We start from the raw sequence: 21,557 nt of genomic DNA on the forward strand, positions 1-21,557 counted from the left end.
CAGGGCGCCTCGGGGGAGCTTGCGCCTCAGGCCCGCTCGGGCGGATGCGCGAGCAGCTCGACGCGCTCGGCCAGGTACCGCTCGAACGGTGCGAGGGCGTCGGGCTGCGACGGGCTCCACCGCACGAGCACGGCTCCGTCGCGAACGACGAGCGGGCCGGATGCCGCGTCCCGGGCGAGCTCGTCGAGGTCGACGGGTCTCGCGTCGAAGTCCACCGTCTCCCCTTCGGCGATGCCGCCCTTCACGGCCGCCGCGCGGAGCGCGCGCTGCTCGGCGACCGACTCGGCGGTGATGCTGCGGCGCGCGGCGCGCTCGGCGCGTACGACGCGGCCGGTGCCGTGCAGCCCGCCGTCCTCGGCGACGAGCAGCACGCCGAGCCGCCAGACGCGGGCGACCGGCGTCATCCGCGCGGCGCGCGGGAAGCCGAGCACGCGCCGCTCGGCGATGTACTCGGCGAGCGTCTCCCGACGCGCGTCCGCCGCCTCGAGCTCCGTCGCGGCCTCGGCGACGAGCCGGCGCACGAGCGCCGCAGCGGCCTCGTGCGGGCGTCCGGCGACCGGCCGGCTCGGAGCGGACGACGACGCCGCCGCCGCGGCATCCGGTCGGTCGGCGCCGCTCCCGTCGAGGGCGGGGTTCGGGGTCATCCCCCAATGCTCCCCCGAACCCGCCCCCGGTGGAAGCGATCAGCCGGTGACGCGCCGCCCGGGCGCCACGCCCACCCGGATGTGCTCGCCGCTCGCGGCCTCCTCGAGGGCGAGGTCCAGCATGGCCAGCGCATGCGTCGGGCCCACCATCTCGTCGAGCGGCAGGATCCGCCAGGACCGTTCGAGGAAGGCGACCGCCTGTTCGAGATGGCTCGCGGTGTAGTTGTGCACGCCCGTGATCGTGAGCAGGCGCCGCACGATCGACTCGGGGTCCACGCACAGCTCGGTGCCGCCCGACACGCTGCCGACCAGCACGGCCACGCCGCCCGTGGCGACGGTGGAGACGACGGTGCGCACGCCGGCGGCCGATCCGGAGGCCTCGATCCCGACGAGCACCTCGCGGGGCGGCTCGCCGTCGTCCGCGAGGGCGGCGAGCACGGTGCCGAGGCGGTCGGGCGTGCCCGCCCTGGCGCGCGGGTCGACCGTGTGCACGCCGAGGCGGCGCGCGAAGGCCCGGCGTGCGGCATCCGGTTCGGAGACGATCACGACGGCGCCGGCCTCGGCCGCGATGACCGCCGAGCTCAACCCGATCATGCCGCCGCCGGTCACCAGCACGACGGCGTCCTCGAGGTCGACCCGGGCGGATGCCGCGTCGACGGCCGCGACGGCGGTCGCGGTCGCGCACGAGGCGGGCGCCGCGACGGTGGCCGGCAGGTCCTCGTCGACGCGGACGGTCGCGGTGCCGGCGCGGAGCTGCACATGCGTGGCGAACCCGCCGGAGAGCTCCCAGCCGCGGTGCACGCGCTCGTGGCCGTACTTCGCGAGCCTCCGGCACTTCTGCGTGAGGCCGCGGGCGCAGCGGTCGCATTCGCCGCAGCTGACCGTGACCGACCAGACGACACGGTCGCCCAGCTCGAGCGGGCTTCCGTCGGCGCGCACGGCGCCGGGTCCGAGGGCGACCACCCGGCCGACCTGCTCGTGGCCGAGCACGAGCGGCGTGGGGGCGGGGCGATGGCCGAGCACCGTGTGCACGTCGGAGCCGCAGACCGTGGCGAGCTCGACCTCGACGAGCGCCTCACCGGCACAGAGGTGCACGCCCGGGACGGCGAGCGCCTCGAGCGGGCGCCCCGGCTCGTTCCAGACCATCGCGACCGGGGAGGGCTTCACGAGCACGTCGGTGTCGGTGAGGCGGGCGACGGTGTGCATGGTCACGGCCGCCTACTCGTCGCCGGCGGATGCGTCGCCGGCGCGGTCGGCAGCGCCCGCCGCAGCGCCGTCGGCGCCCTCGGCGGTCGCGACCCGACCGAGGCCGAGCAGCAGCGGCAGCTGGCCGATGTGGTCGATGACCTCGTCCGCTCCCGCGGCCTCGAGCACCTCGCGGTCGTGGGCGCCGGTGAGCACGCCGACCACGAGCCCGGCGCCCGCGTTCACGCCGGACTCGATGTCGCTCACGGTGTCGCCCACCACGACCATGGACTCTACGGAGCCGGTCGCGGTGCGCAGGAGTGCGGTGAGGGCCATGTCGGGTGCCGGGCGACCGCGACCCGCGTCCGCCGGGGAGAGCACGACGTCGGCGAGGCCCTGCCACCCGAGCGCGTCGATGATCGCGTCTCGCGTGACCGGCGCGAAGCCCGTGGTGAGGGCGACGGAGGCGCCGGCGGCGCGGAGCTGCTCGATGACGGTGCGCGCGCCGGGGATCTCGGACACGCCCACCTCCCCGACCAGTTCGGCGTAGGCGCCCTCGAACTCGGCGTTCGCGCGCTCGGCCGCGGCGACGTCGCCGTCGGCGAGGGCGGTGAACACCTCGATCTTGGACTGTCCCATGGTGTCGCGCACGTACTGGAGGGCCGCGTCGAACTCGTCGCCGACCGCGATGCCGCTGCGCTCGGCGGCGAGGGCGAAGGCCCGCTCGACGAGTCCGTCGTCCGAGACGGTGGTGCCGGCCATGTCGAGCACGATCAGCTCGATGAGGACCTCGCCGTCGTCATCGTCGTCCTCGTCGTCGTCGAAGTCCTCGCCCGGTCGCTCGTCGTCGAGGTCCCACGCCTCGGCGCGAGGGGATTCGAGGTCCTCACGGCGTCGCTCGATGGCATCGAGGGCGTCGAGCTCCTCGACGTCGTCGAGGACTCCGGATGCGGTGTTCGGATGGTCGGTGCTCATGATGCGCCTCTCTGCAGGGTGGTCGTCGCGGTGCCATCGGCGATGGCGGAGATGAGGTGTTCGGCGAGGCCGAGGCCGGTGGTCATGCCGATGCCGGTCGTCGCGGCGGCCAGGTGCACGCCTGGCTCGACCTCCTCGATGAGGAAGTCGTCGGGTCCGCTCGCGTAGACGCCCTGCCAGCGCTCGAGGACGCGCGGCGCCCCGATGCCGAAGAGCTCGCGGGCGAGCCCGAGCAGCGCGTCGAACGCGACCTCCGGCTGGAACGGCGCGACCGTCGCGCCCCGGTAGTGCGTGTCGCCGACGATGAGCGAGCCATCGGGCAGCTGCGTGTACATCTGGTTGAGGTCGAGGGCGGCGAGCGCCGGATGCTCGGCGTGCAGCCGCTCGCGGAGGGCGGATGCGGCGTCGGTGGCCGCGAATCCGCCGTAGCGCACGAGCGACCAGCCGGTGAGCAGCGGCGCGGCGAGCGGCATCCGCAGGTCGGGTGGGACGACGCGCATCATGTCCAGGCCGCAGCGCACGATGCCGCGCTGCTCGGCGAGGTCGGGGAAGAGCAGGTCGAGGTCGTGGTTGGCCGCGACGACGACGGCGGCCGCGTCGATCGGGCCGCGGCTCGTCTCCACACGGCCGGGTCGAACCCCGGTGACGGCCGTCCGTGTCCGGAACTCCACGCCCATGCGCGCCAGGTGCGCCGTGAGGGCGGCCACGGCCTGCCTCGGGTCGGCCTGGAGGTCCCTCGGCAGGAAGGCGCCGCCGACCGCGGCACCAGGTGCGAGCGGCATCCGCGCCTCGGCCTCGTGGGCGTCGAGCAGCTCGACCTCGTCGCCCCGCGCGAGCGCGAACTCCTCGAGCACGGCGAGCTCGTCCTCGTGACGGGCGGCCACGAGCGTGCCCGACTCGCGGAGCCACACGTCGGCGTCGCGGGCGAGCTGGATCCAGCGCTCCCTGGCCACGAGGGCGAAGTCCCGGGCGAGGCCCGTCTGCGGCGTGATGCAGAGGTGGCCGAAGTTGCGGATCGAGGCTCCGGATGCCTCGCTGCCGCGTTCGATCACGACGACGCCGAGGCCCAGGCGGCGAGCGGCGAGCGCCGTGCCGAGCCCGACGATGCCGCCGCCGACGACGGCCACGTCGAAGGTCGTGCGCGCGCCGCTCATCGGAAGACCCGCCGCATCCACACGGCGATGCCCTCGACGATGAGCACGGTCACGAGGATCATGAACACGATCGACGTGACGACCTGGTAGTTGGAACCCTGCCCGGCGTTCAGGAGGTAGTAGCCGATGCCGCCACCGCCGACGATGCCGAGGATGGTGGCCGCGCGGATGTTCGTGTCGAGCAGGTAGAAGCTGTGGCCGATGAGGGCTCGCGTCCCCTGCGGCACCGTGGCCGACGCGTAGACCTGCGCACGTGTCGCGCCGGTCGCGCGCACGGCGCGCTCGGGGCCCGCCGAGACCTCCTCGAGCGAGTCGGCGATGAGCTTGCCGAGCAGCCCGATGCCGCCGAAGGCGAGGGCGAGCGTGCCGGCCTGGGCCCCGAGGCCGGTGATGACGATGAGCACGATCGCGAGGATCAGCTCCGGGATGCCGCGGACCACGAGCAGGAGCAGGCGGAAGCCGCCCCGCACGGTGCCGTTCGGCGCCACGTTGCGGGCCGCGAGCGACCCGACGACGATCGACACGATCACGGCGAGCAGGGTGGCCGCCAGGGCGATCATGATCGTCTCGCCCATGGCGGAGAGCATCGTCTCGGCGTCGTAGCTCCCGAAGTTCGGGGGCCAGAACTTCATGGCGATCTCGGGCACCTTCGCCCAGAAGGTGACGAGGTCGCCCCACGCGATGTCGCAGACGGCGACGCTCGCGACGACCACGGCGAGCGCGGTCCAGCCCCACGCGGTGTCGCGGATGTGGGTCGAGGTCCACGGGCGGCGCAGCGCCGCATGCAGGTCGGATGCCGCGTGCGGCTCGTTCCCCGACGGGCGCGGCGTATCGAGGCCGGCACGGGTCTCGATACGCTCGCCGGCGCTCACTCCTCGACCACCGGACCGGCGGGCCCTGGCGTTCGCGACGCCCCGCACCATCCGGTCGCCGAGGCCGCGCCCGCTCGGGGCGACCCCGAGCATCGCCGTGCGGATGACGCTCGAGACGATCTCCATGAGCACGCAGAGCACGAACATGACGACCGCGATGCCGAGGCCCTCCGAGTAGTTCAGCGACTTGAACGCGAACGACATCTCCATGCCGAGCCCGACGATGCCGACGTACCCGAGCACGACGGACCCGCGGAGGTTGATGTCGTTCCGGTGCAGCACGGTGGCCACCCACGAGGGCAGCACCTGGGGCAGGATCCCGCTCGTGAACTCCTGCAGCTTCGAGCCGCCGGCGGCGCGGATCGCGAGGCGCGGGCCCTCGTCGACCTGCTCGATGGCGTCGGCGAACAGCTTGGAGATCATGCCGATCGAGTGGATGCCGATCGCGAGGATGCCCGGGAGCGCGCCGATCGTGAACATGAGCACGAAGACCATGGCGAGCACGACGTCGGGGATGGCGCGGGTGAGCACGGTGACGAACCGGCCGAACGCCTGCCAGCCGCGACCCGGCGTCGTGTTCGACGCGGCGAGGTAGGCGATGGGCACCGAGAGCACCGCCGCGAAGACCGTGCCGCTGATGACGATGCCGAGCGTCAGCGCCGTGAGCTGCGCGAGCTCGGCGGCCGGCGGGAACTCGATGCCACCGACGCGTTCGAAGAAGCGCTCGGCGTTGCCCCAGCTCTCGAAGAGGGCCGGGATGGAGATGCCCGATTCGGCGACCGCGTACGCCGCGACGCCGACGATGAGCACGAGCGTGAGCGACGCGGCGATGCGCTCGGGCGACACGACGCGCCTCGGTGCGCGGTCGGCGACCGTGGCGGGAGCCGGTCGTTCCGGCGCATCCCCCCGCGGTCGTGGTTCGGTGAGCACGGGGGCCATCAGCGCACCGGCTCCACGACGGATGCGGCATCCGTCAGCTCGTCCTCGATCGCGGACAGCTCGGTGGTCGAGGTGACGACCTTGCCGTAGATCTCCATGACCTCGGCCTTGGACAGCCCGGAGGCCTGCGTGTCGAGCACGACGGCGCCGTGGCGGAGGCCGACGATGCGGTCGCCCCACGAGAGCGCGAGGTCGACCTGATGCAGGCTGCAGACGACGGTGAGCCCCGCGTCGAGGGCGATCTCGCGGATGAGGGCCATGACCTGCGCGCTCGACTCGGGGTCGAGCGAGGCGACCGGCTCATCGGCGAGCAGGATCTCGGGTTCCTGCATGAGGGCGCGGGCGATCGCCACGCGCTGCTGCTGGCCGCCCGAGAGCGTGTCGGCGCGTTGGTAGGCCTGGTCGAGCAGCCCGACCCGGTCGAGGTGCCCGAGGGCGGCGAGCTTGAGGCGCTTCGGATAGGACCAGAGCCCCAGGCGGGGTCCGCGGAGCTCCGCGAGCGACCCGGTCAGGACGTTCTCGAGCACCGTGAGCGACGGGACCAGCTCGAACTGCTGGAAGACGAAGCCGATGCGACCGCGCAGGGCGCGGAGGCGCCGCCCGGTGAGGGACGGCACCTCCTCGCCGAGCACGCGCACGGAACCGGAGGTGGGCGTCTCGAGGCCGTCGAGGTGCCGGAGCAGCGTCGACTTGCCCGACCCCGAGCGACCGAGCAGCACGACGATCTCGCCGCGGTCGACCCGCAGGGCGGCGTCCCCCAACGCCACCGTGTCGCCGAACCGCTTCGTGAGGCCCTCGACCTCGATGACGGATGTCTCGCTCATGTCCCTCTCCTGTGGATTCCGTGCGCCCGACCCGGCGGAGGCCGCCGGGCCGGGCTGGTGGGGCGTCAGCCCCTGGCGGGCGTCAGCCCTGGCACTGCTCCGCGTTCGTCTTCTCGCAGATGTCGCGGATGGTGTCGTAGTACGCGTCGTCGACCGGCGACGTGGCGAAGAAGACGCTCCGGAAGCCATCCGAGTCGGCCGACTCGATGCCGGCGGCGATGATGTCGTCGATGCTGACCTCGCCGAGGATGTCGGTCAGCTGCGCCGTCAGTTCCTCGGGGAGCGTGTCGGACACGACGATCGGGGCGCCGGGCACCATGGTCTCCGCGATGACGGTGACCTTGTCGCTCTTGGCGACCTCGCTGTCCTCGGCGAAGCCGGCCTCGCACTCGACGCCCTCGCCGACCTTGGTCACCGAGACGTCGTGCTTGCCCGCGAAGACCGGCGTGACGTCGGTCTCCGGGTCGATGCCCTCCTCGAGCAGGTTGTACGACGGGAAGAGGTAGCCGGAGGTCGAGGACGGGTCGACGAAGCAGACCTTCTTGCCCTCGAAACCGGCGAGGTCGGTGATGTCGCTGTCCGCGGGCACGATCGCCTGCGAGTAATAGCCGGGCTCCTGGCCCTCGGCCGTGATGATCGAGGAGACGGGCGTGATCGCGGCGCCGTTGTTCTTCGCCGTGACGTAGGTGAAGCCCGAGAACGACGCGACGTCGATCTTGCCGGCCACGGCCGCCTCGATGAGGGCCGCGTAGTCGGTCGACTCGTGGTATTCGACGGTCTTGCCGGTCTCCTGGGCGATGTAGTCCATGAGCGGCTGGTAGTTGGTCTCGGTGTCGACCGAGTCGGGGACCACGCCGAAGACGAGGGTGTTCTCGTCGACCGCGAAGGTGGCGCCGCTCGCGTCGGCAGTGGCGTCGTCGGAGTTGGCGCTCGCCGAGGAGCAGGCCGCGAGGCCGACGGTGAGCAGCGCGGCGGCGGCGATCGCAGCCATGCCCTTGGGGGTGAATCGCATCGGAAGCCTTTCATGACATCTGCGCCCGGTTGGCGCATGCTGTGGTGTTCCGTATGGTCACGCTAAGCAGGGGGCGCCAACGGGGAGGGGCAGCACGGTTACCGGAAGGTGAACCGCCGACGGCGGACCGGCGCGCCTGTTCGAGCAGCCGCCGCCGGGTGCGATCGTGGCCGGCGAGCCCCGGAGCTGCTTCGGGTGCGCTTCACCCGTCGTTCACCCGGGTGGGCGAGACTGCCCACCGTGCCGGAGACCAAGTTCCGAGAGATCGCCGACCAACTGGCGGCGGAGTTCGGCGCGCTGCCACCGGGCTCGAAGGTCGCCGGCGAGCATGAGATCGCCGAGCGGTTCGGCGTGGGCCGGGCGGCCGCCCGTGCCGCCCTGCAGGAGTTGCAGCGCCGCATGCTCGTGCGCCGCATCAAGGGCGACGGCACGTACACGGCCAAGCGCATCGACTACGTCATCTCGTCGGGGCGCGCGCCCTCGTGGAGCCGGACGGTCCGAGAGGCGGGTTCCGTGCCGCGCAGCGTGGTGCGGTCCTGCGAGGTCGTCCCCATGCCCGAGCTCGTCGCCGACCGGTTGGGGCGGCAGGTCGGCGAGCCGTGCTTCCGCCTCCGCCGGCGGTCGTTCACCGATGGGCTGCCGGCGTCGTGGGGCGACGAGTGGGTGCCCGTCGACGTGGTGCCGCAACTCGCCACGGCGATCCGTCACGAGCCGTCGCTGCATGAGATCCTCCGCCAGATGGCGGAGGCCGAACCCGAGCGCGCGTCGTCGCGCGCGAGCATCGAGGTCGCGACCGACGAGGTGGCCGACGAGCTCGAGTGCACGCCCGGCGACCCCGTCTGGCTGGTCGAGAGCGTGAACCGCGATGCGCGTTCGGGCCGCCTGCTCTGCTTCACCCAGCGCTGGATCCGCTCCGACGCGATGCGGGTGCTCTTCGAGCTCGTCGCGCCGGCTGCGGCGACGGCGGCCGCGACTCCGACGGAGGCCAGACGATGACGACCACCATGCACGGGCTCGCCCGCGTCTCGACGCTTCCGCTCCCCGCGGCATCGTCATCGACCCCAGCGGATGCCGCGTGGCCGCTCGGCCGCGCGCCCGAGGACTACGTGCTCGGCCATGTCACCGCCGTGCTGCCGGATTCCGTGATCGACGACGCCCGGGTGGTCGTGCGGTCCGGGCGCATCGTCGAGGTGTCGCGGCATCCGTCGGGTTCCCGCAGCGACGTCGACGGTCGCGGGGCGATCTGCCTGCCCGGCATCGTCGACGTGCACGGCGATGCGCTCGCGCGCGAGCTCCGACCGCGACCCGGCGCCTCGGTTCCCGTCGGCTTCGCCCTCGCGTCCCTGGAGGGGCGCCTCGGGGCCGCCGGCATCACGACCGCGTTCCACGGCATCGCCTACCAGGCCCGCAGCGCCGTCGGCCTGCCGATCGGCTCGCCCGGCGCCGAGGAGCTCGTGGCCGACCTCGAGCTGCACGCCGCCGTGCCACGCGTGCTGCACCGCCTCGACGTACGGTGCCCCGACGGCGTGGCCGCGTTCGAGGCCCGACTCGCGAGCCGGCCCGACGAGGTGCTCGTCGTCTCGCACGAGGACCACACCCCCGGCCAGGGGCAGTACGCCGACCCCGCGACCATGCAGCGCTGGCTGATGGAGGGCGAGCGCCTCGACGAGGCGGAGGCCGCCGCGCATGTCGAGTGGTGGCGCGCGTCGCGCGACGAGCGCATCGCGCTCCGGGACGCGACGCTCGACCGGCTCGGCGAGCTCGCCCGCGCTGGACGCATCCGGCTGTTCGGCCACGATCCCGAGACCCGTGAGGACGTCGACGGACTCGCTGCGCGGGGCGCGGCGGTGGCGGAGTTCCCGACGACCCGCGCCGCAGCCGAGCGAGCAAGGGAACTCGGCCTGCTCGTCGTCGCCGGCGCGCCGAACGTGCTGCGCGGAGGCTCCCACGCCGGCAACGTCTCCGCCGGCGAACTGGTCGACGCGGGGCTCGTCGACGCCCTCGCCTCCGACTACCTGCCCTCGGCCCAACTGGCCGCCGCCTTCATGCTCGCGCGGGCCGGGCGCTGCACCCTGGCGCGCGCCGTCGAGCTCATCACGGCCGGACCCGCGAAGGCGGTCGGCCTCGACGACCGGGGTTCGCTGCGGGCGGGGCAACGCGCCGACCTCGTACTCGTCGATGCCGACGGCCCATGGCCGCACGTCATCGCGACGATGCGCACGCCCGACGATGCGCCCGCCCCTCGGGACGAGGCACCCATCAGGCGGCGGCCCGCCTACTCGCGCCTGATGCGCCCGGGCCCGAGCGCGGCGCCCAGCCCGATCACGATGATGCCGACGACGAGCAGGCCGTAGCGCGCCGAGAGCACGCCGAGCAGCGCGAGCACCGCGCCGACGACCACCACGACGCGGGAGATGACGCGCCGCACCGCCGGGCGTCCGAAGATCCGCGGCCGCGCACGGCCGTCGCCGCGCTCGCCGCGCTCGGCGCCCGGCTCGTCGCGGGTCATCCGCCGACCGGGAACGCCCGCCCGGTCGTCTCCTCCGCGAACGTCCAGACCTTCTCGCCGATCGCCGGCTTCAGCGTGACGCGTGCCGGGACCTGGATCGAGGGCCGCCCGCGGGTCAGGTGCCTCGGTCCCCAGAACTGCCCGCCCGTGACATCCGCCGCCGTGAGCGCGTGCAGGGGGACCTCGGCGCCGCGGTGCTTGCCCTGCGCCCAGGCGCCCTGCAGGGCGTCGGCGAAGCGGTCTCCGCGGCTCGGCTCGTTGACGCCGGGAACGGTGGGCGTGCGCCCGCTGATCGAGTAGCCGGGCTGCGCGACCACGCTCGAGACGGCCACGCCCGCCGCCCGGAGACGTCGGTCGAGCTCGAACGCCAGCGCCTGCGTCGCGATCTTCGACTGCGCGTACGCACGCCAGGAGTCGTAGCCCCGCTCGAGCTGCAGGTCGTTCACGCGGAACGTCGAGAGCAGCGTCGAGAGCGAGCCGAGCGAGACGATGCGCGCGCCGAGCGTGAGGTGCGGCAGCAGCCGGCCGAGGAGCGTGAAGTGGCCGAGCACGTTGGTCGCCAGCACGAGCTCGTCGCCGTCGACCGACACCTCACGGGCCTTCGGCGTGTGCACCATGCCCGCGTTCGCGACGATGCCGTCGAGCGGGGGCGCGGCGAGCAGCACGTCGGCGCCGGCGAGCACCGACGCCTGCGACGACAGGTCGATCACGATCGACTCGACGGATGCCGCGGGCCGGACGGCGCGGATCGCGGTCGTCGCGGCATCCAACCGCTCGGCGCTGCGTCCGGCCAGGACGACGTGTGCACCGGCGGCGGCCAGCCTCGCGGCGGTGAAGAACCCCAGCCCGGCGTTGGCGCCCGTGACGAGGAAGCGGTGACCCGCCTGCGGCGGCAGCGCGAGCGGGTACCAGGTCATGCGCGGGCGGAGCCCTCGACGTCGGCCACCCTCGCCGGACCCGAGCCCGCGATCTCCTCGTGGTGCTGGATGACCTCGGCGACGACGAAGTTGAACCACTTCTCGGCGAACGCCGGGTCGAGGTGCGCGTCGACCGCGAGGTCGCGCAGGCGGGCGATCTGGCGCTTCTCCCGATCGGGGTCGGTGGGCGGCAGGCCGTGCTCCGCCTTCAGCCGGCCGACCTTCTGGGTGAACTTGAAGCGCTCGGCGAGCAGGTGGATGAGGGCGGCGTCGATGTTGTCGATGCTCGAGCGGATGCCGAGCAGTTCGGTCATCGCGGCATCACGTTCGTCGATGGGCCCGTCAGTCATGCTTCGACCCTACCCGCGCTCGAGGGTCGCCCGGCGGTCGGGTGCGCGCCTGCGCCGGATCCGGCCCGGGCGCGCCGTGTCCGACCCGACCCGCCGGCTACCCGACCGCCGGCGCGGCGGCGCGCGCGAGCACGGGGCGCGTCACGACGAGCCCGAGCCAGACGATCCCGACGCCCGCGGCGAGCACCGCCGCGACGGTGACCAGCGACAGCGGCGCGATGATGAGCGCGATGCCGGTCAGCGGCAGCAGCACGACGGCGGCGATGACGGCCGACCCGACCGAGGTGAGCAGGAGCGGGGACATGACCGCGCGGCGGCGCGCGGCATCCATCGTGGTGATCGGCATGCCGAGCATGTCCAGGCTCCGGTAGAGGTCGGCGCGGTCGAGCGTCGCCGCGGCCTGGTTCACCCCGACCGAGCACGCCACCATGAGGAACGAGCCGACGACGGTGATGAGGATGCCGGTGCGGATGTCCTCGAGCAGCAGCTGCGACTCGGCGTCACCGCCCGTGCCGGCGGCATCGAGGAGTCCCACGCCGACGCCCGCGAAGACCGCCATGAAGCTCGTCATCGCGACCCCGCCCACCTGACGCCAGGCGGCCTTGGGCGATTCGAGCACCGATCTCGCGGCGAGCAGTCGCGCGGGCGTCTTCGCACGGCGGGCCTGGGCGGTCGCGACGAGCCGCAGCACCCAGGGGCCGACGAGGTTCAGCACGGCGAGGGTCCCGCCGAAGGCGAGCGCGAGCATCGTGACGAGCAGGATGGCCGCCTGGGCCACGCCGATCGCGCTCGTGATGCCGTAGGCGAGCGCGACGACGCCCACGCCGACGAGCACCCGCACCCAGTGCAGGCGCGGCGCGTCCTGCCTCGTGCGCACTCCGAGCGGCGAGATGACGACCTGGCGGAGGCCGAGCACGGCGCTGGCCGCGGCGAGCGCGGCGACGGCGAACGGCGCGGCGACGAGCACGTACCAGGGCAGCACCACCGCGGAGGTGCCGAGCGCCTCGCCGCGGAAGTGGATGAGCCCGATCGCCGGCGCGACGGCGAGGGACGCGAGCACCCCGGCGACGGCGCCGACGAATGCGAGCACGGATGCCTCGAGCACGGCGAGCGTGCGCACGGTCGCCGGGGTGGCGCCGAGCAGCCGCAGGGTGGCGAGCCGGTCGTCGCGTCGGCGGGCTGAGAGCCGGGCCGCCGCACCGCCGAGCGAGACGAGCGGGACGACGAGCAGCACCAGCGCGATGACCGCGAGGACCTGGTAGATCAGCGCGGTGTCGTCGTTCCAGGTGAAGAAGGTCTGCGCTCCGCCCGCGACGATCGCGAGCAGTGCGGTCACCACGCCGAAGGCGACGACCGGCAGCACGGTCGGCGCAATGCCGCCCGAGCCCGGTCGCGCGAGCAGCCAGGCCACCCGGGCGATCACGCCGTCACCTCCGCCTCGGGAGACCGGCGCAGCCGTTCGCCGACGATGCGCCCGTCGCGCATGTCGACGATGCGCGAGCAGCGAGCAGCGACCTCCGCGTCGTGCGTGACGACGACGAGCGTGCGCCCCTGGCCCGTCGTGGAGTCGAGGAGGGCGGTCATGACCTCGGCGCTCGTGTGCGAGTCGAGGGCACCGGTCGGTTCGTCGGCGAAGACGACGCTCGCACCGGTGACCTGCGCGCGGGCGATCGCCACGCGCTGCGCCTGCCCGCCCGAGAGCTGGCCGATGCGACGCTCCTCCATGCCGGCGAGGCCGAGCGCGGCGAGCCAGCCCCTGGCGTACCCCTCGGCGGCGGGCCGCGGCATCCCGTTCAGCATGAGTGCGAGCGCGACGTTCTCGATCGCGGTGAGCTCCGGGATGAGGAGCCCCTGCTGGAAGACGAACCCGAACGCCTCCCGGCGGAGTCGGGAACGCTCGCGCTCGCTGAGCCCGGTGACCACGACCGCCCCGGCGCCGGAACGGAAGCCGACCGTTCCCGTGTCGGGCGCGGTGATGCCCGCGAGGCAGTGCAGCAGCGTCGTCTTGCCGGATCCCGACGCGCCCATGATGGCGAGCGACTCGCCGGTGCGCACCGAGAGGTCGACCCCCGCCAGGGCGGTGGTCGATCCGAAGGACTTGCTGAGGCCCGATGCCTCGATCACGTACGAACTCATGCTCCAAGCCTCGCTGGGCGGAGGTTCGCGCGCGTCGGGCCGGCGGATGATCTCCGCGTCCGCGGCATCCGACTGCAGATGTACGGGACGCGCACGCGGCGCGGCACCCGGGTGAGCGGATGCCGCGCCGCGGCGATGATGCGCGTGGAGCTGCGGGTCAGCCCACGGGCTTCCAGAGCGACGCCGCCGTGATCCAGCTCGGGTCGCCGACGCCCTGGTGCGTCTGGACGGCCTCGTAGACCGTGCCGCCGTGGCTGACGCGATCGCCCTTCGTGTACGCGCCGCTCGGGTTCCACGCCGGCGCGGTCGGCTGCGAGCCTGCCGACGTGGTAACTGAGAAGACGGCGCTGAAGGCCGACACGTTGCCGGCCGCGTCCACGGCGGCGACCCGGTAGCGGTACGCGGTCGACGCCGTGAGGCCGGTGTCCATGCGGGTCGTGCCCGTGACCTGCGCGACCTGCGCGAACGCGCCCGTCGCGGTGGCCCGCTCGACGCGGTACGCGCTCACGCCGCGATCATCGGCGGAGGCGGTCCACATCAGGTCGACGCTCGAGGAGGTGGTGGCCATGCTGTGCACGCCGGCCGGCGCCGTCGGCGCCTGCGTGTCGGGCTGCGACGAGCCGCCCGTCGTGACCGTCAGCACCTGGCTCCAGGCCGAGACGTTGCCCGCCGCATCCACCGCGGCGACCCGGTAGCGGTACGCCGTCGAGGCGGCCAGGCCCGTGTCGAGGTGGCTCGTGCCGGTGATCTGGGACACCTGGGCGAACGCGCCGCTGCCCGTCGCACGCTGCACGCGGTAGGACGCGACCCCGCGGTCGTCGGTCGAGGCCGACCACCCGAGCGTGGCGCTCGACGAGGTCGCGGTGCCGGCCAGCCCGCCGGGTGCGGTCGGCGCCTGCGTGTCGGCGGGCCCGCCCGAACCCGAGATGTTCACGTCGACCACGTTGTAGAACGCGTTCGTCGTGTCCCAGACCTCCCAGACGGCGAGCACGACGTGGTACCCCGAGTGGTCGCTCGGGATCGTGATCGTGTGCACCGGGTTCGTGTTCGCGGCGGTGTGGTCGTGGGCCACGACCTGCAGGAGCTCGAACGACGAGCGCTTCAGCGGCTCGTTCGGGTTCCAGCCGTTCTTCGTGATGTAGTACCGCCACTGGTCGGTGTTGTGCGGCGCGGTGTACGTCCACCCGAACCGGTGCGGACCGGGCGCGATCTCGTTCTTCGCCCACCTCGTCGCGGTCTGCGCGTCGAGTTCCGAGAACTGGGCGATGCCGGCCGAGGCGATCCTGCCGTCGGCCGGCCCCGTCGCGGGGAACCCGCCCGGCGCCTCGAGGCTCTGCGGTTCGTAGGCCACCGCGCCGAGTCCCGTGTTGCCCGGCATCACCTGCCGGGCGATGAGCTCGGAGCCCGAGCCGCCGATCCATCCATGGGCGAACGCCGGCGCGGCCACGCCGAGCATCGCGAGCGCCGTGGCCGTCGCGAGGACGACCAGGGCCGTCGGCCTCCGCCGCAGCCTCCGTGAAGTGGTGCTCATCCCTGATCCTCTCCGCGACGCGGTGCGCCGCCCGTCCGGGGCACGGCGGGCTCGCCCTGCCGACACCCGGACGCTACCCAGCGGCCCGCGTCGCGGCATCCGTAGTTCCACCTACGCGACGGCCGACCCCTGCCCCGCGATGCGGGCGGGCATGCGGATGCGGCGCGGCATCCGCTCCCCCGAACGGATGCCGCGCCGCGGCCTGGAGACGCCCCGAAACGGGGCGGGGATCAGCGGGGCGTCGCCCGCCGGATCACGAGGTAGCCGCCGACCGCGCAGACCAGCGCAAGGCCGAGCACGATCGTGAAGCCGCCGACGATGCCGATCGAGGCGAACCACTCCCAGAGGCCCATCCACCCGTCGGCGGCGGTGATGGCCGCGATCGCGCCCAGCAGGATCACGATGACGGATGCCACGAGCGTGAGCATGCCCCGCATGCGCCACCGCATGTAGATCGTCGTCACGCCGGCTCCGACGAAGAGCACGAACATCTGCAGCGCGAAGGACGTGTAGAAGTCGACGAGCCAGCCCTCCTGCCCGTACCAGAGCGTGTCGAACATGCCCGCGCCGACCCACCAGCCGTTCGTCGCCTTCTCGATCTGCACGAGCGTCGCGATGGCCGCGGCCATCTCGACCGCCACGAACATGAACATCGCGCTCGTTCCGAGCCAGAAGTCGCGACGCGTGGTGCCGAAGCCGAGGGCGAACGAGAACGTGAAGGCGATCGCCTGCACGCCCACCGCGACGAGGTACCACTGCGGGGAGAGCACGGCCCAGCTGTAGCGGAAGCCCTCGAGCACCTGGTCTACCGGGGCGCCGGCACTCGTGAGGATGATCGCGATGACGACCGTGATCGCCCACGCGCCGCCGAGGATGATCCACGGGACGCCGAAGAAGATCGACGGGTTCACGCAGTGCAGGCGCACGATGCGCCAGATCTCGTTGAGGCGCGACCTGCCCTCGGTGCGCACCGGCGACGTGGCGGTTGCGGTGGTCATGCTGCCTTCTCCTGTTCGGTCGAGCCGGCGAGGTCGGTGCCGGTGAGGTGCACGATGAGCTGCTGGAGCGAGACGGGCGCGAGTTCGAGGCCGAGCTCCGCGGCCCGGATGCGCTCGGCCTGGTCGAGCCGGCCGTCGATGGTGACGGAGGCGAGCCCGCCCAGGCCCTCGCGGCCGATCACCGGCCGGTCGGCCGTGAACGCGTCGACCGCGGCGCGGGCCCCGGCGACCGTCGTGGCCGACCCGCGGACCTCCTCGGCGTCGCGGTCGAGGAGGATGCGGCCCTGGTCGATGAGGATGACGTGCTCGAGCAGGTTCGCGACCTCGTCGATGAGATGCGTCGAGAGCACGATGGTTCGGGGGTGCTCGGCGTAGTCCTCGAGGAGCCGGTCGTAGAAGATGTGGCGGGCGACGGCGTCGAGGCCGAGGTAGGGCTCGTCGAAGAACGTCATGGGTGCTCGGCTCGCGAGGCCCACGATGACGCCGACCGCGCTCAACTGGCCGCGCGAGAGCTTCTTGATGCGGCGCTTGAGCGGAAGCCGGAAGTCAGCGACGAGGCGCTCGGCGAACGCGGCATCCCAGTTCTCGAAGAACCACGGCGCGGCCTTGAAGACGTGCGCGGGCATGAAGTCCTCGGGGTACCGCTGGGACTCTGCGATGAAGCAGAGCCGGCGCAGCACGTCGGCGTGTTCGGCCGGGGCGCGGCCGAAGACCTCGAGCTCTCCGGCGTTCGGGAACAGCTGGCCGGTGAGCAGCTGCATGATGGTCGTCTTGCCGGCGCCGTTGCGACCGAGGAGGCCGTAGATGCGGTTCTCCTCGAGCGTGAAGTCGACGGCGTCGACGGCGGTGAACGAGCCGTAGCGCTTGGTGAGCCCCTTCGCGCTGGCGACGGTGGCGGTCATGATTCGATCCTTTCCGAGCGGATGAGTGCGGCCAGCTCGTCGATGTCGAGTCCGAGCTTCTCGGCCTCGACGATGAGCGGCCTGATGTACTGGGCGGAGAACTCTGCGCGTCGCCGTTCGACGAGTCGCTCCCTCGCGCCTGCGGTGACGAACATGCCGATGCCCCTTCGTTTCTCGACGATCCCGTCGTCGACGAGTCGATTGACGCCACGCAGTGCGGTGGCCGGATTGATGCGGAGGAAGGCCGCGAACTCGTTGGTGGACGGGATCTGCGAACCCTCGGCGAGCGTGCCCTCGATGATGTCGTTCTCGACCTGTTCGGTGATCTGGATGAAGATCGGCCGCGATTCGTCCATGCGCCCCGCCTGCTTGGTTTGTTGGTTAGTTACTTCACTGACTAACCAACCATGCTTTCCGACCGCTGTCAAGGGTTCACGTAGACGGGATTGTCGGCGGGGGTGTCGCCGCGCGCGGCGCGGGGCCTAGGTTGGAGGGCATCACGGCACCCGGCGGCATCCGGCGTCCGGGAGGGGGTCCGCATGACGGCGGTGGCGATGGTCCTCGTGCTCATCATCGTGTGGAGCGCCTTCTCCCGCCCGCTCGACCGGCATGGGATCACGTCGGCGCTGTTCCTCGCCACGGCCGGCCTGGTCGTCGGCCTCGTCCTGCCCGGCGCGCTCGACATCTCGATGGAGACCATCGTCGCCGAGCGCGTGGCCGAGATCGCGCTCGTGCTGCTCCTGTTCAGCGACGCAACGCGCCTGGACCTTCCGGCCCTGCGCCACCAGATGTCGTGGCCCGGCCGACTCCTGCTGATCGGCCTTCCGCTGACCATGCTCCTCGGCGTCGGAGTCGGCGTGCTCGTGTTCCCCGACATGGCCCTCGCCTCCGTGGTGCTGCTAGCGACGATGCTCGCCTCCACGGATGCGGCGCTCGGCCAGAAGGTCGTCTCCGATGAGAAGGTCCCCGGTCGGGTCCGGCAGGCGCTCGACGTCGAGAGCGGCCTCAACGACGGCCTGGCCGTCCCGTTCTTCCTGGTCGCCCTGTCGATCGCCAACGCCGAGCTCGAGACGGGCATCACCAGCGCGGTCGCGGCCAGCATGGCCGCGCAGATCGGGTGGGGCCTCGTCGGCGGGGCAGGGGCCGGGATCCTCGGCGGGCTGCTGTTCCGGATGGGCGATGGGCGCCAGTGGGTCGGGCGGGAGTGGCGCCAGATCCTGCCCCTGGCGGCGGCGCTGCTCTCATTCGTGATCGCGGACGGCCTCGGTGGAAGCGGGTTCATCGCGGCGTTCGTGGGCGGGGTCGTGTTCGGGCGCCTCGCCGGCCCGGCCCGGTCCACCGTGGGCATCTTCGCCGAGCAGACCGGCGAGGTGTTCGCCGCGATCACCTGGATCGGGTTCGGCGCCCTCGCCCTGACGCGCGCCATCCCGCACATCACCTGGCAGGTCGTGCTCTATGCCGCCCTCAGCCTCACGATCGTGCGCATGGTCCCCGTGGCGATCGCCCTCGCCGGGCGAGGAGCGCGGCTCCCGACCATCGCCTTCATGGGCTGGTTCGGGCCACGCGGGCTGGCCTCGCTCGTCTTCGTGCTGCTCGCGGTCGAGGAGGGCGTCCCCGAGGGCGACGTCGTACTGTCCACCGTGGTCGTCACCGTCGCGCTCAGCGTGCTGCTGCACGGCCTGACCTCCGTGCCGCTCGTCGCCGCGTACCACCGTTGGTACACGGCGCACGCGAGCGCAGGGCCCGCCTCGGGCGAGGCGAGGCCGACGACGCTGCCCCGGCGCCGACGCCAGTTCCCGAGCCCGACGCCGCGCACCGACGCATCCGAGGACATCCGCCCCTAGGCTGAGGCGATGATCCGACACACGGTTGCATTCCGCCTGCACCACGCCGCCGGCTCGGCCGAGGAGCAGGACTTCCTCGCCGCGAATGCCGCGCTCGGGAGCATCCCCGGCGTCGAGCGGTTCGAGCTGCTGCGACAGGTGAGTCCGAAGAACGACTTCACCTACGGCGTCTCGATGGAGTTCGCCGACCAGGCCGCCTACGACGCGTACAACACCCACCCCGACCACGTCGCGTTCGTGCGGGACCGCTGGGTTCCCGAGGTCGCCGACTTCCTCGAGATCGACGTGGTGCCGCTCGGGGGCTGACCCCCCGTTCGCGTGGGGGCGCTTGCCCCGGCACGGTGCGCGCTGCCAGAGTGAGGCCACGAACATCACCTGGGGGGATGCATGTCCGATCGGAACCGTACTGGGCTCAGCACCGACGAGATGGCGCAGGCGGTGGCCTCGCTGAGCACGCCGGACACCGTGGCCTCGCCGTTCGGGGAGCTTCGCTTCTTCGACGGACTGCCGCTGCCCGAGACCGTCGCGACCGCGTACGACGCGCTCGACCTCATGCGGGCGATCGAGGTGTTCTTGAACGCCGTGCCCGGCGCCTCGCTCGTGGCGTTCCGCAACGGACTCCGAGCTGCCGGGATCTCCACGGCCCGCCAGATCGGCATCACCGACCCGCGGGCGACGTCGAAGGCGCTCTACCTGACGCCCAACACGGAGACCACGTACGGCGTCACGATGCTCGACCTGCAGGCCTGGGGCCCCACCGTCATCGAGGCGCCGCCCCAGTCCCTCTGCGTTGTGGACGACTTCTGGTTCAGGTACGTGGCCGACATGGGCATCGCGGGCCCCGACCGTGGTGCGGGCGGCAAGTACCTGTTCCTGCCGCCCGGCTACGACGGCGACGTGCCCGACGGCTACTTCACCTATCGCACGCCCACGTACACGAACTTCGTGGTGCTGCGTGCCCTCGGCGGGGTCCCGGCCATGAAGCAGACGCGCATCTATCCGCTGGCCCAGGCCGAAAGCCCGGACGAGAACGAGTTCATCAATCTCTCCGAACTCGCGATCAACACCGTGCACGCCAATGACTTCTCGTTCTACGAGGAGGTCGCCGAGCTCGTGCAGGAGGAGCCGGTCGAGGCGCTCGATGCCGAACGGGCAGGCCAGCTCGCCGCCATCGGCATCGTGCAGGGGCAACCCTTCGCCCCCGACGCCCGGCTCAGGGGCATCCTCGAGCGGGCCGCCCCGGTCGCCGCCGGCATCGCGCGCGTCATCGCGTACGCACCCCGCGACCCCGATGCGGTGCTCTACGGCTCCTGGCGCAACGGCTTCGTCGGCGGGAGCTACGAGTTCCTCCGGAACGGTGCGCGGCTCCTCGACGCCCGCACCCAGTTCCACTACCTCGCCACGGTCATCACGCCCGCGATGGCGCACGCCCAGGTCGGCGCCGGCTCCGCGTACGCCTACACGGTGCACGACGCGAACGGCGACCTGCTCGACGGTGCCCGCACGTACCGCCTGCATGTGGACGCGAACCCGCCGGCGAAGAACTTCTGGGCCGTCGACGTGTACGACACGCAGACCAGGTCACTGCTGGTCGTGCCGTCGACGCCGTATCCCGCCGTGGCCAGCAACGACGGCAAGGTCCAGGCCAACGCCGACGGCTCCTACGACCTCTACTTCGGCCCCACCGCGCCCGAGGGGCGGGAGTCGAACTGGGTCGAGACGGTCCCCGGCAAGGCCTGGTTCCAGCTCTTCCGCATCTACGGGCCGCTCGAACCATGGTTCGACCAGACGTGGCGCCTGAACGAGTTCGAGCCGGTCGACTGAGTCAGGCGCGGGCGCGCCGCCGCGGCATCCGGAGACGGCCCTGCGCCAGCAGGATGCCGAGCAGCACGAGCAGTGCACCGATCGGCTCGTGCCAGGAGAAGCGCTCGCCGAGCAGGATGAAGCCGAGCGCGACGCCCACCAGGGGCGTCACGTAGGTCACCGTCGACGTCGCGGTCGGCCCCCACTTGCGCAGCACGTTGATGTTCCAGATGTACGCCAGGCCCGTGCCGAGCACGCCGAGCGCGAGCAGGGAGGCGACGACGGGCAGGTCGAGCTCGACGGGTTCGAGCGCGAGCCAGGGCGTGAGCGCGAGCATCACCACGGCCGAGACGCCGATCGAGAGGAACGCGAACGTCGCCGGGGCGATCGGCCGCTGGCTGAGGAAGCGTCGCTGGTAGCCGAACGTGAAGCCGTAGCAGAGGGTCGCGACGAGGCAGGCGAGCTGTCCGGCGAGCGAGCCCGTGAGTGCCGAGTACTGCCACGGCCCGATCACGACGACGACCCCGAGGATGCCGACGCCGACGCCCGCCCACCTGCCGAGCCCGAGGCGCTCGACGCGGAACACGAGCGTCGCCATGAGGGCCGTCATGATCGGCGTCGTCGCGTTGTAGATCGAGGCGAGGCTCGACGACACGTACTGCTCGGCCCACGCGAAGCAGAGGTACGGGATGACGCAGGTCGTGAGCGAGACGACCAGGAAGTGCAGCCAGACGATGCGCTCCCGGGGCAGCACCGGGCCCGGAGTGCCGTCGGCCGCCGTCACGCGGGGCCGCATCACCAGCACGATCGCCCCGAGCGCGAGCGCGCCGAGCAGGGTGCGCGACCACGCCACCTGCCCGAACGAGACGCCGTCGAGCGCGACCTTCATGAAGAGGAAGCTCGCGCCCCACACGAGCCCCATCGCGATGAACTGCAGCAGCGTCGACAGGTTGCCCGCCTGG

The 21,557-nt window shown here is 72.4% G+C and carries 22 protein-coding genes; 5 read left to right on the forward strand and 17 right to left on the reverse strand.

The window, feature by feature from the left end; translation table 11 throughout:
• Positions 1–26: 26 nt before the first annotated feature.
• The 7 genes from GQQ95_RS07425 to GQQ95_RS07455 form a co-directional block, all read right to left on the reverse strand.
• Positions 27–644, reverse strand: a complete 618-nt coding sequence (locus GQQ95_RS07425) for a hypothetical protein (protein WP_246205249.1) — start codon at positions 642–644, stop codon at positions 27–29.
• Between the two features lie 39 nt (positions 645–683).
• Complete coding sequence (locus GQQ95_RS07430) at positions 684–1,850, reverse strand: alcohol dehydrogenase catalytic domain-containing protein (protein WP_157427245.1); 1,167 nt, start codon at positions 1,848–1,850, stop codon at positions 684–686.
• Positions 1,851–1,862: 12 nt separating this feature from the next.
• Positions 1,863–2,804: a phosphonatase-like hydrolase gene (locus GQQ95_RS07435; protein WP_157427032.1), complete on the reverse strand. Its 942-nt coding sequence runs from the start codon at positions 2,802–2,804 to the stop codon at positions 1,863–1,865.
• The gene (locus GQQ95_RS07440) at positions 2,801–3,958 is read right to left on the reverse strand and encodes a TIGR03364 family FAD-dependent oxidoreductase (RefSeq protein WP_157427033.1); all 1,158 of its coding nucleotides are present in this window, start codon (positions 3,956–3,958) and stop codon (positions 2,801–2,803) included. Before GQQ95_RS07440 ends, GQQ95_RS07435 begins: the two co-directional genes overlap by 4 nt.
• Complete coding sequence (gene phnE / locus GQQ95_RS07445; protein WP_246205253.1) at positions 3,955–5,676, reverse strand: phosphonate ABC transporter, permease protein PhnE; 1,722 nt, start codon at positions 5,674–5,676, stop codon at positions 3,955–3,957. Before phnE ends, GQQ95_RS07440 begins: the two co-directional genes overlap by 4 nt.
• A gap of 92 nt (positions 5,677–5,768) precedes the next feature.
• Entirely contained in the window at positions 5,769–6,593 is an 825-nt protein-coding gene (gene phnC, locus GQQ95_RS07450) for a phosphonate ABC transporter ATP-binding protein (RefSeq protein WP_157427035.1), read from the reverse strand.
• Positions 6,594–6,675: 82 nt separating this feature from the next.
• Positions 6,676–7,605 carry a phosphate/phosphite/phosphonate ABC transporter substrate-binding protein gene (locus GQQ95_RS07455; protein ID WP_157427036.1) on the reverse strand — a complete coding sequence of 310 codons (930 nt, stop codon included), beginning with the start codon at positions 7,603–7,605 and terminating at the stop codon, positions 6,676–6,678.
• A gap of 240 nt (positions 7,606–7,845) precedes the next feature.
• Here GQQ95_RS07455 and GQQ95_RS07460 point away from each other — a divergent pair, with 240 nt between their 5' ends.
• Together GQQ95_RS07460 and GQQ95_RS07465 are read left to right on the forward strand one after the other, a co-directional pair.
• Positions 7,846–8,601 carry a GntR family transcriptional regulator gene (locus tag GQQ95_RS07460; protein ID WP_170297005.1) on the forward strand — a complete coding sequence of 252 codons (756 nt, stop codon included), beginning with the start codon at positions 7,846–7,848 and terminating at the stop codon, positions 8,599–8,601.
• Complete coding sequence (locus tag GQQ95_RS07465) at positions 8,598–9,959, forward strand: alpha-D-ribose 1-methylphosphonate 5-triphosphate diphosphatase (protein ID WP_246205254.1); 1,362 nt, start codon at positions 8,598–8,600, stop codon at positions 9,957–9,959. The genes GQQ95_RS07460 and GQQ95_RS07465 overlap by 4 nt, the downstream gene beginning before the upstream one ends.
• Here the strand turns inward: GQQ95_RS07465 and GQQ95_RS07470 are convergent.
• The 9 genes from GQQ95_RS07470 to GQQ95_RS07510 form a co-directional block, all read right to left on the reverse strand.
• A complete protein-coding gene (locus tag GQQ95_RS07470) occupies positions 9,881–10,114 on the reverse strand; it encodes a hypothetical protein (RefSeq protein ID WP_157427038.1) in 234 nt (77 codons plus the stop codon). The genes GQQ95_RS07465 and GQQ95_RS07470 overlap by 79 nt on opposite strands.
• Positions 10,111–11,031, reverse strand: coding sequence for an SDR family NAD(P)-dependent oxidoreductase (locus GQQ95_RS07475; protein WP_157427039.1), 921 nt, complete (start codon positions 11,029–11,031; stop codon positions 10,111–10,113). The genes GQQ95_RS07470 and GQQ95_RS07475 overlap by 4 nt, the downstream gene beginning before the upstream one ends.
• Positions 11,028–11,381, reverse strand: a complete 354-nt coding sequence (locus tag GQQ95_RS07480; RefSeq protein WP_157427040.1) for a chorismate mutase — start codon at positions 11,379–11,381, stop codon at positions 11,028–11,030. The genes GQQ95_RS07475 and GQQ95_RS07480 overlap by 4 nt, the downstream gene beginning before the upstream one ends.
• A gap of 97 nt (positions 11,382–11,478) precedes the next feature.
• Entirely contained in the window at positions 11,479–12,804 is a 1,326-nt protein-coding gene (locus tag GQQ95_RS07485) for an FtsX-like permease family protein (RefSeq protein WP_157427041.1), read from the reverse strand.
• The gene (locus tag GQQ95_RS07490; RefSeq protein ID WP_157427042.1) at positions 12,801–13,517 is read right to left on the reverse strand and encodes an ABC transporter ATP-binding protein; all 717 of its coding nucleotides are present in this window, start codon (positions 13,515–13,517) and stop codon (positions 12,801–12,803) included. The genes GQQ95_RS07485 and GQQ95_RS07490 overlap by 4 nt, the downstream gene beginning before the upstream one ends.
• 157 nt (positions 13,518–13,674) lie before the next feature.
• Positions 13,675–15,048, reverse strand: a complete 1,374-nt coding sequence (locus GQQ95_RS07495) for a lytic polysaccharide monooxygenase (RefSeq protein WP_157427043.1) — start codon at positions 15,046–15,048, stop codon at positions 13,675–13,677.
• Positions 15,049–15,278: 230 nt separating this feature from the next.
• Complete coding sequence (locus GQQ95_RS07500) at positions 15,279–16,046, reverse strand: hypothetical protein (RefSeq protein WP_157427044.1); 768 nt, start codon at positions 16,044–16,046, stop codon at positions 15,279–15,281.
• Positions 16,043–16,948: an ABC transporter ATP-binding protein gene (locus GQQ95_RS07505; protein ID WP_157427045.1), complete on the reverse strand. Its 906-nt coding sequence runs from the start codon at positions 16,946–16,948 to the stop codon at positions 16,043–16,045. The genes GQQ95_RS07500 and GQQ95_RS07505 overlap by 4 nt, the downstream gene beginning before the upstream one ends.
• Positions 16,945–17,304 (reverse strand): GntR family transcriptional regulator, encoded by a 360-nt coding sequence (locus GQQ95_RS07510; RefSeq protein ID WP_157427046.1) that lies wholly within the window; start codon positions 17,302–17,304, stop codon positions 16,945–16,947. Before GQQ95_RS07510 ends, GQQ95_RS07505 begins: the two co-directional genes overlap by 4 nt.
• Before the next feature lie 183 nt (positions 17,305–17,487).
• Here GQQ95_RS07510 and GQQ95_RS07515 point away from each other — a divergent pair, with 183 nt between their 5' ends.
• From GQQ95_RS07515 to GQQ95_RS07525, 3 genes are all read left to right on the forward strand, one after another.
• The gene (locus GQQ95_RS07515; RefSeq protein ID WP_157427047.1) at positions 17,488–18,792 is read left to right on the forward strand and encodes a cation:proton antiporter; all 1,305 of its coding nucleotides are present in this window, start codon (positions 17,488–17,490) and stop codon (positions 18,790–18,792) included.
• A gap of 9 nt (positions 18,793–18,801) precedes the next feature.
• On the forward strand, positions 18,802–19,098 hold the full coding sequence (locus GQQ95_RS07520) for a Dabb family protein (protein WP_157427048.1): 297 nt from the start codon (positions 18,802–18,804) through the stop codon (positions 19,096–19,098).
• Positions 19,099–19,179: 81 nt separating this feature from the next.
• A complete protein-coding gene (locus tag GQQ95_RS07525) occupies positions 19,180–20,616 on the forward strand; it encodes a DUF1254 domain-containing protein (RefSeq protein WP_212275340.1) in 1,437 nt (478 codons plus the stop codon).
• Position 20,617: 1 nt separating this feature from the next.
• On the opposite strand, the gene GQQ95_RS07530 is transcribed toward GQQ95_RS07525, so the two are convergent.
• A complete protein-coding gene (locus GQQ95_RS07530) occupies positions 20,618–21,517 on the reverse strand; it encodes a DMT family transporter (RefSeq protein WP_157427248.1) in 900 nt (299 codons plus the stop codon).
• Positions 21,518–21,557 lie beyond the last annotated feature (40 nt).

It is taken from the genome of Agromyces salentinus (assembly GCF_009749395.1).
Lineage (GTDB): Bacteria > Actinomycetota > Actinomycetes > Actinomycetales > Microbacteriaceae > Agromyces > Agromyces salentinus.

What these genes read in the sequence shown, in the direction of transcription:
- GQQ95_RS07425 (WP_246205249.1), bottom strand. Translation starts at nt 644, where the DNA reads ATGACCCCGAACCCCGCCCTCGACGGGAGCGGCGCCGACCGACCGGAT.
- GQQ95_RS07520 (WP_157427048.1), top strand. Translation starts at nt 18,802, where the DNA reads ATGATCCGACACACGGTTGCATTCCGCCTGCACCACGCCGCCGGCTCG.
- GQQ95_RS07430 (WP_157427245.1), bottom strand. Translation starts at nt 1,850, where the DNA reads ATGCACACCGTCGCCCGCCTCACCGACACCGACGTGCTCGTGAAGCCC.
- GQQ95_RS07495 (WP_157427043.1), bottom strand. Translation starts at nt 15,048, where the DNA reads ATGAGCACCACTTCACGGAGGCTGCGGCGGAGGCCGACGGCCCTGGTC.
- GQQ95_RS07470 (WP_157427038.1), bottom strand. Translation starts at nt 10,114, where the DNA reads ATGACCCGCGACGAGCCGGGCGCCGAGCGCGGCGAGCGCGGCGACGGC.
- GQQ95_RS07490 (WP_157427042.1), bottom strand. Translation starts at nt 13,517, where the DNA reads ATGAGTTCGTACGTGATCGAGGCATCGGGCCTCAGCAAGTCCTTCGGA.
- GQQ95_RS07525 (WP_212275340.1), top strand. Translation starts at nt 19,180, where the DNA reads ATGTCCGATCGGAACCGTACTGGGCTCAGCACCGACGAGATGGCGCAG.
- GQQ95_RS07480 (WP_157427040.1), bottom strand. Translation starts at nt 11,381, where the DNA reads ATGACTGACGGGCCCATCGACGAACGTGATGCCGCGATGACCGAACTG.
- GQQ95_RS07530 (WP_157427248.1), bottom strand. Translation starts at nt 21,517, where the DNA reads ATGGGGCTCGTGTGGGGCGCGAGCTTCCTCTTCATGAAGGTCGCGCTC.
- GQQ95_RS07455 (WP_157427036.1), bottom strand. Translation starts at nt 7,605, where the DNA reads ATGCGATTCACCCCCAAGGGCATGGCTGCGATCGCCGCCGCCGCGCTG.
- GQQ95_RS07515 (WP_157427047.1), top strand. Translation starts at nt 17,488, where the DNA reads ATGACGGCGGTGGCGATGGTCCTCGTGCTCATCATCGTGTGGAGCGCC.
- GQQ95_RS07510 (WP_157427046.1), bottom strand. Translation starts at nt 17,304, where the DNA reads ATGGACGAATCGCGGCCGATCTTCATCCAGATCACCGAACAGGTCGAG.
- GQQ95_RS07500 (WP_157427044.1), bottom strand. Translation starts at nt 16,046, where the DNA reads ATGACCACCGCAACCGCCACGTCGCCGGTGCGCACCGAGGGCAGGTCG.
- GQQ95_RS07435 (WP_157427032.1), bottom strand. Translation starts at nt 2,804, where the DNA reads ATGAGCACCGACCATCCGAACACCGCATCCGGAGTCCTCGACGACGTC.
- phnC (WP_157427035.1), bottom strand. Translation starts at nt 6,593, where the DNA reads ATGAGCGAGACATCCGTCATCGAGGTCGAGGGCCTCACGAAGCGGTTC.
- GQQ95_RS07465 (WP_246205254.1), top strand. Translation starts at nt 8,598, where the DNA reads ATGACGACCACCATGCACGGGCTCGCCCGCGTCTCGACGCTTCCGCTC.
- GQQ95_RS07505 (WP_157427045.1), bottom strand. Translation starts at nt 16,948, where the DNA reads ATGACCGCCACCGTCGCCAGCGCGAAGGGGCTCACCAAGCGCTACGGC.
- GQQ95_RS07440 (WP_157427033.1), bottom strand. Translation starts at nt 3,958, where the DNA reads ATGAGCGGCGCGCGCACGACCTTCGACGTGGCCGTCGTCGGCGGCGGC.
- GQQ95_RS07475 (WP_157427039.1), bottom strand. Translation starts at nt 11,031, where the DNA reads ATGACCTGGTACCCGCTCGCGCTGCCGCCGCAGGCGGGTCACCGCTTC.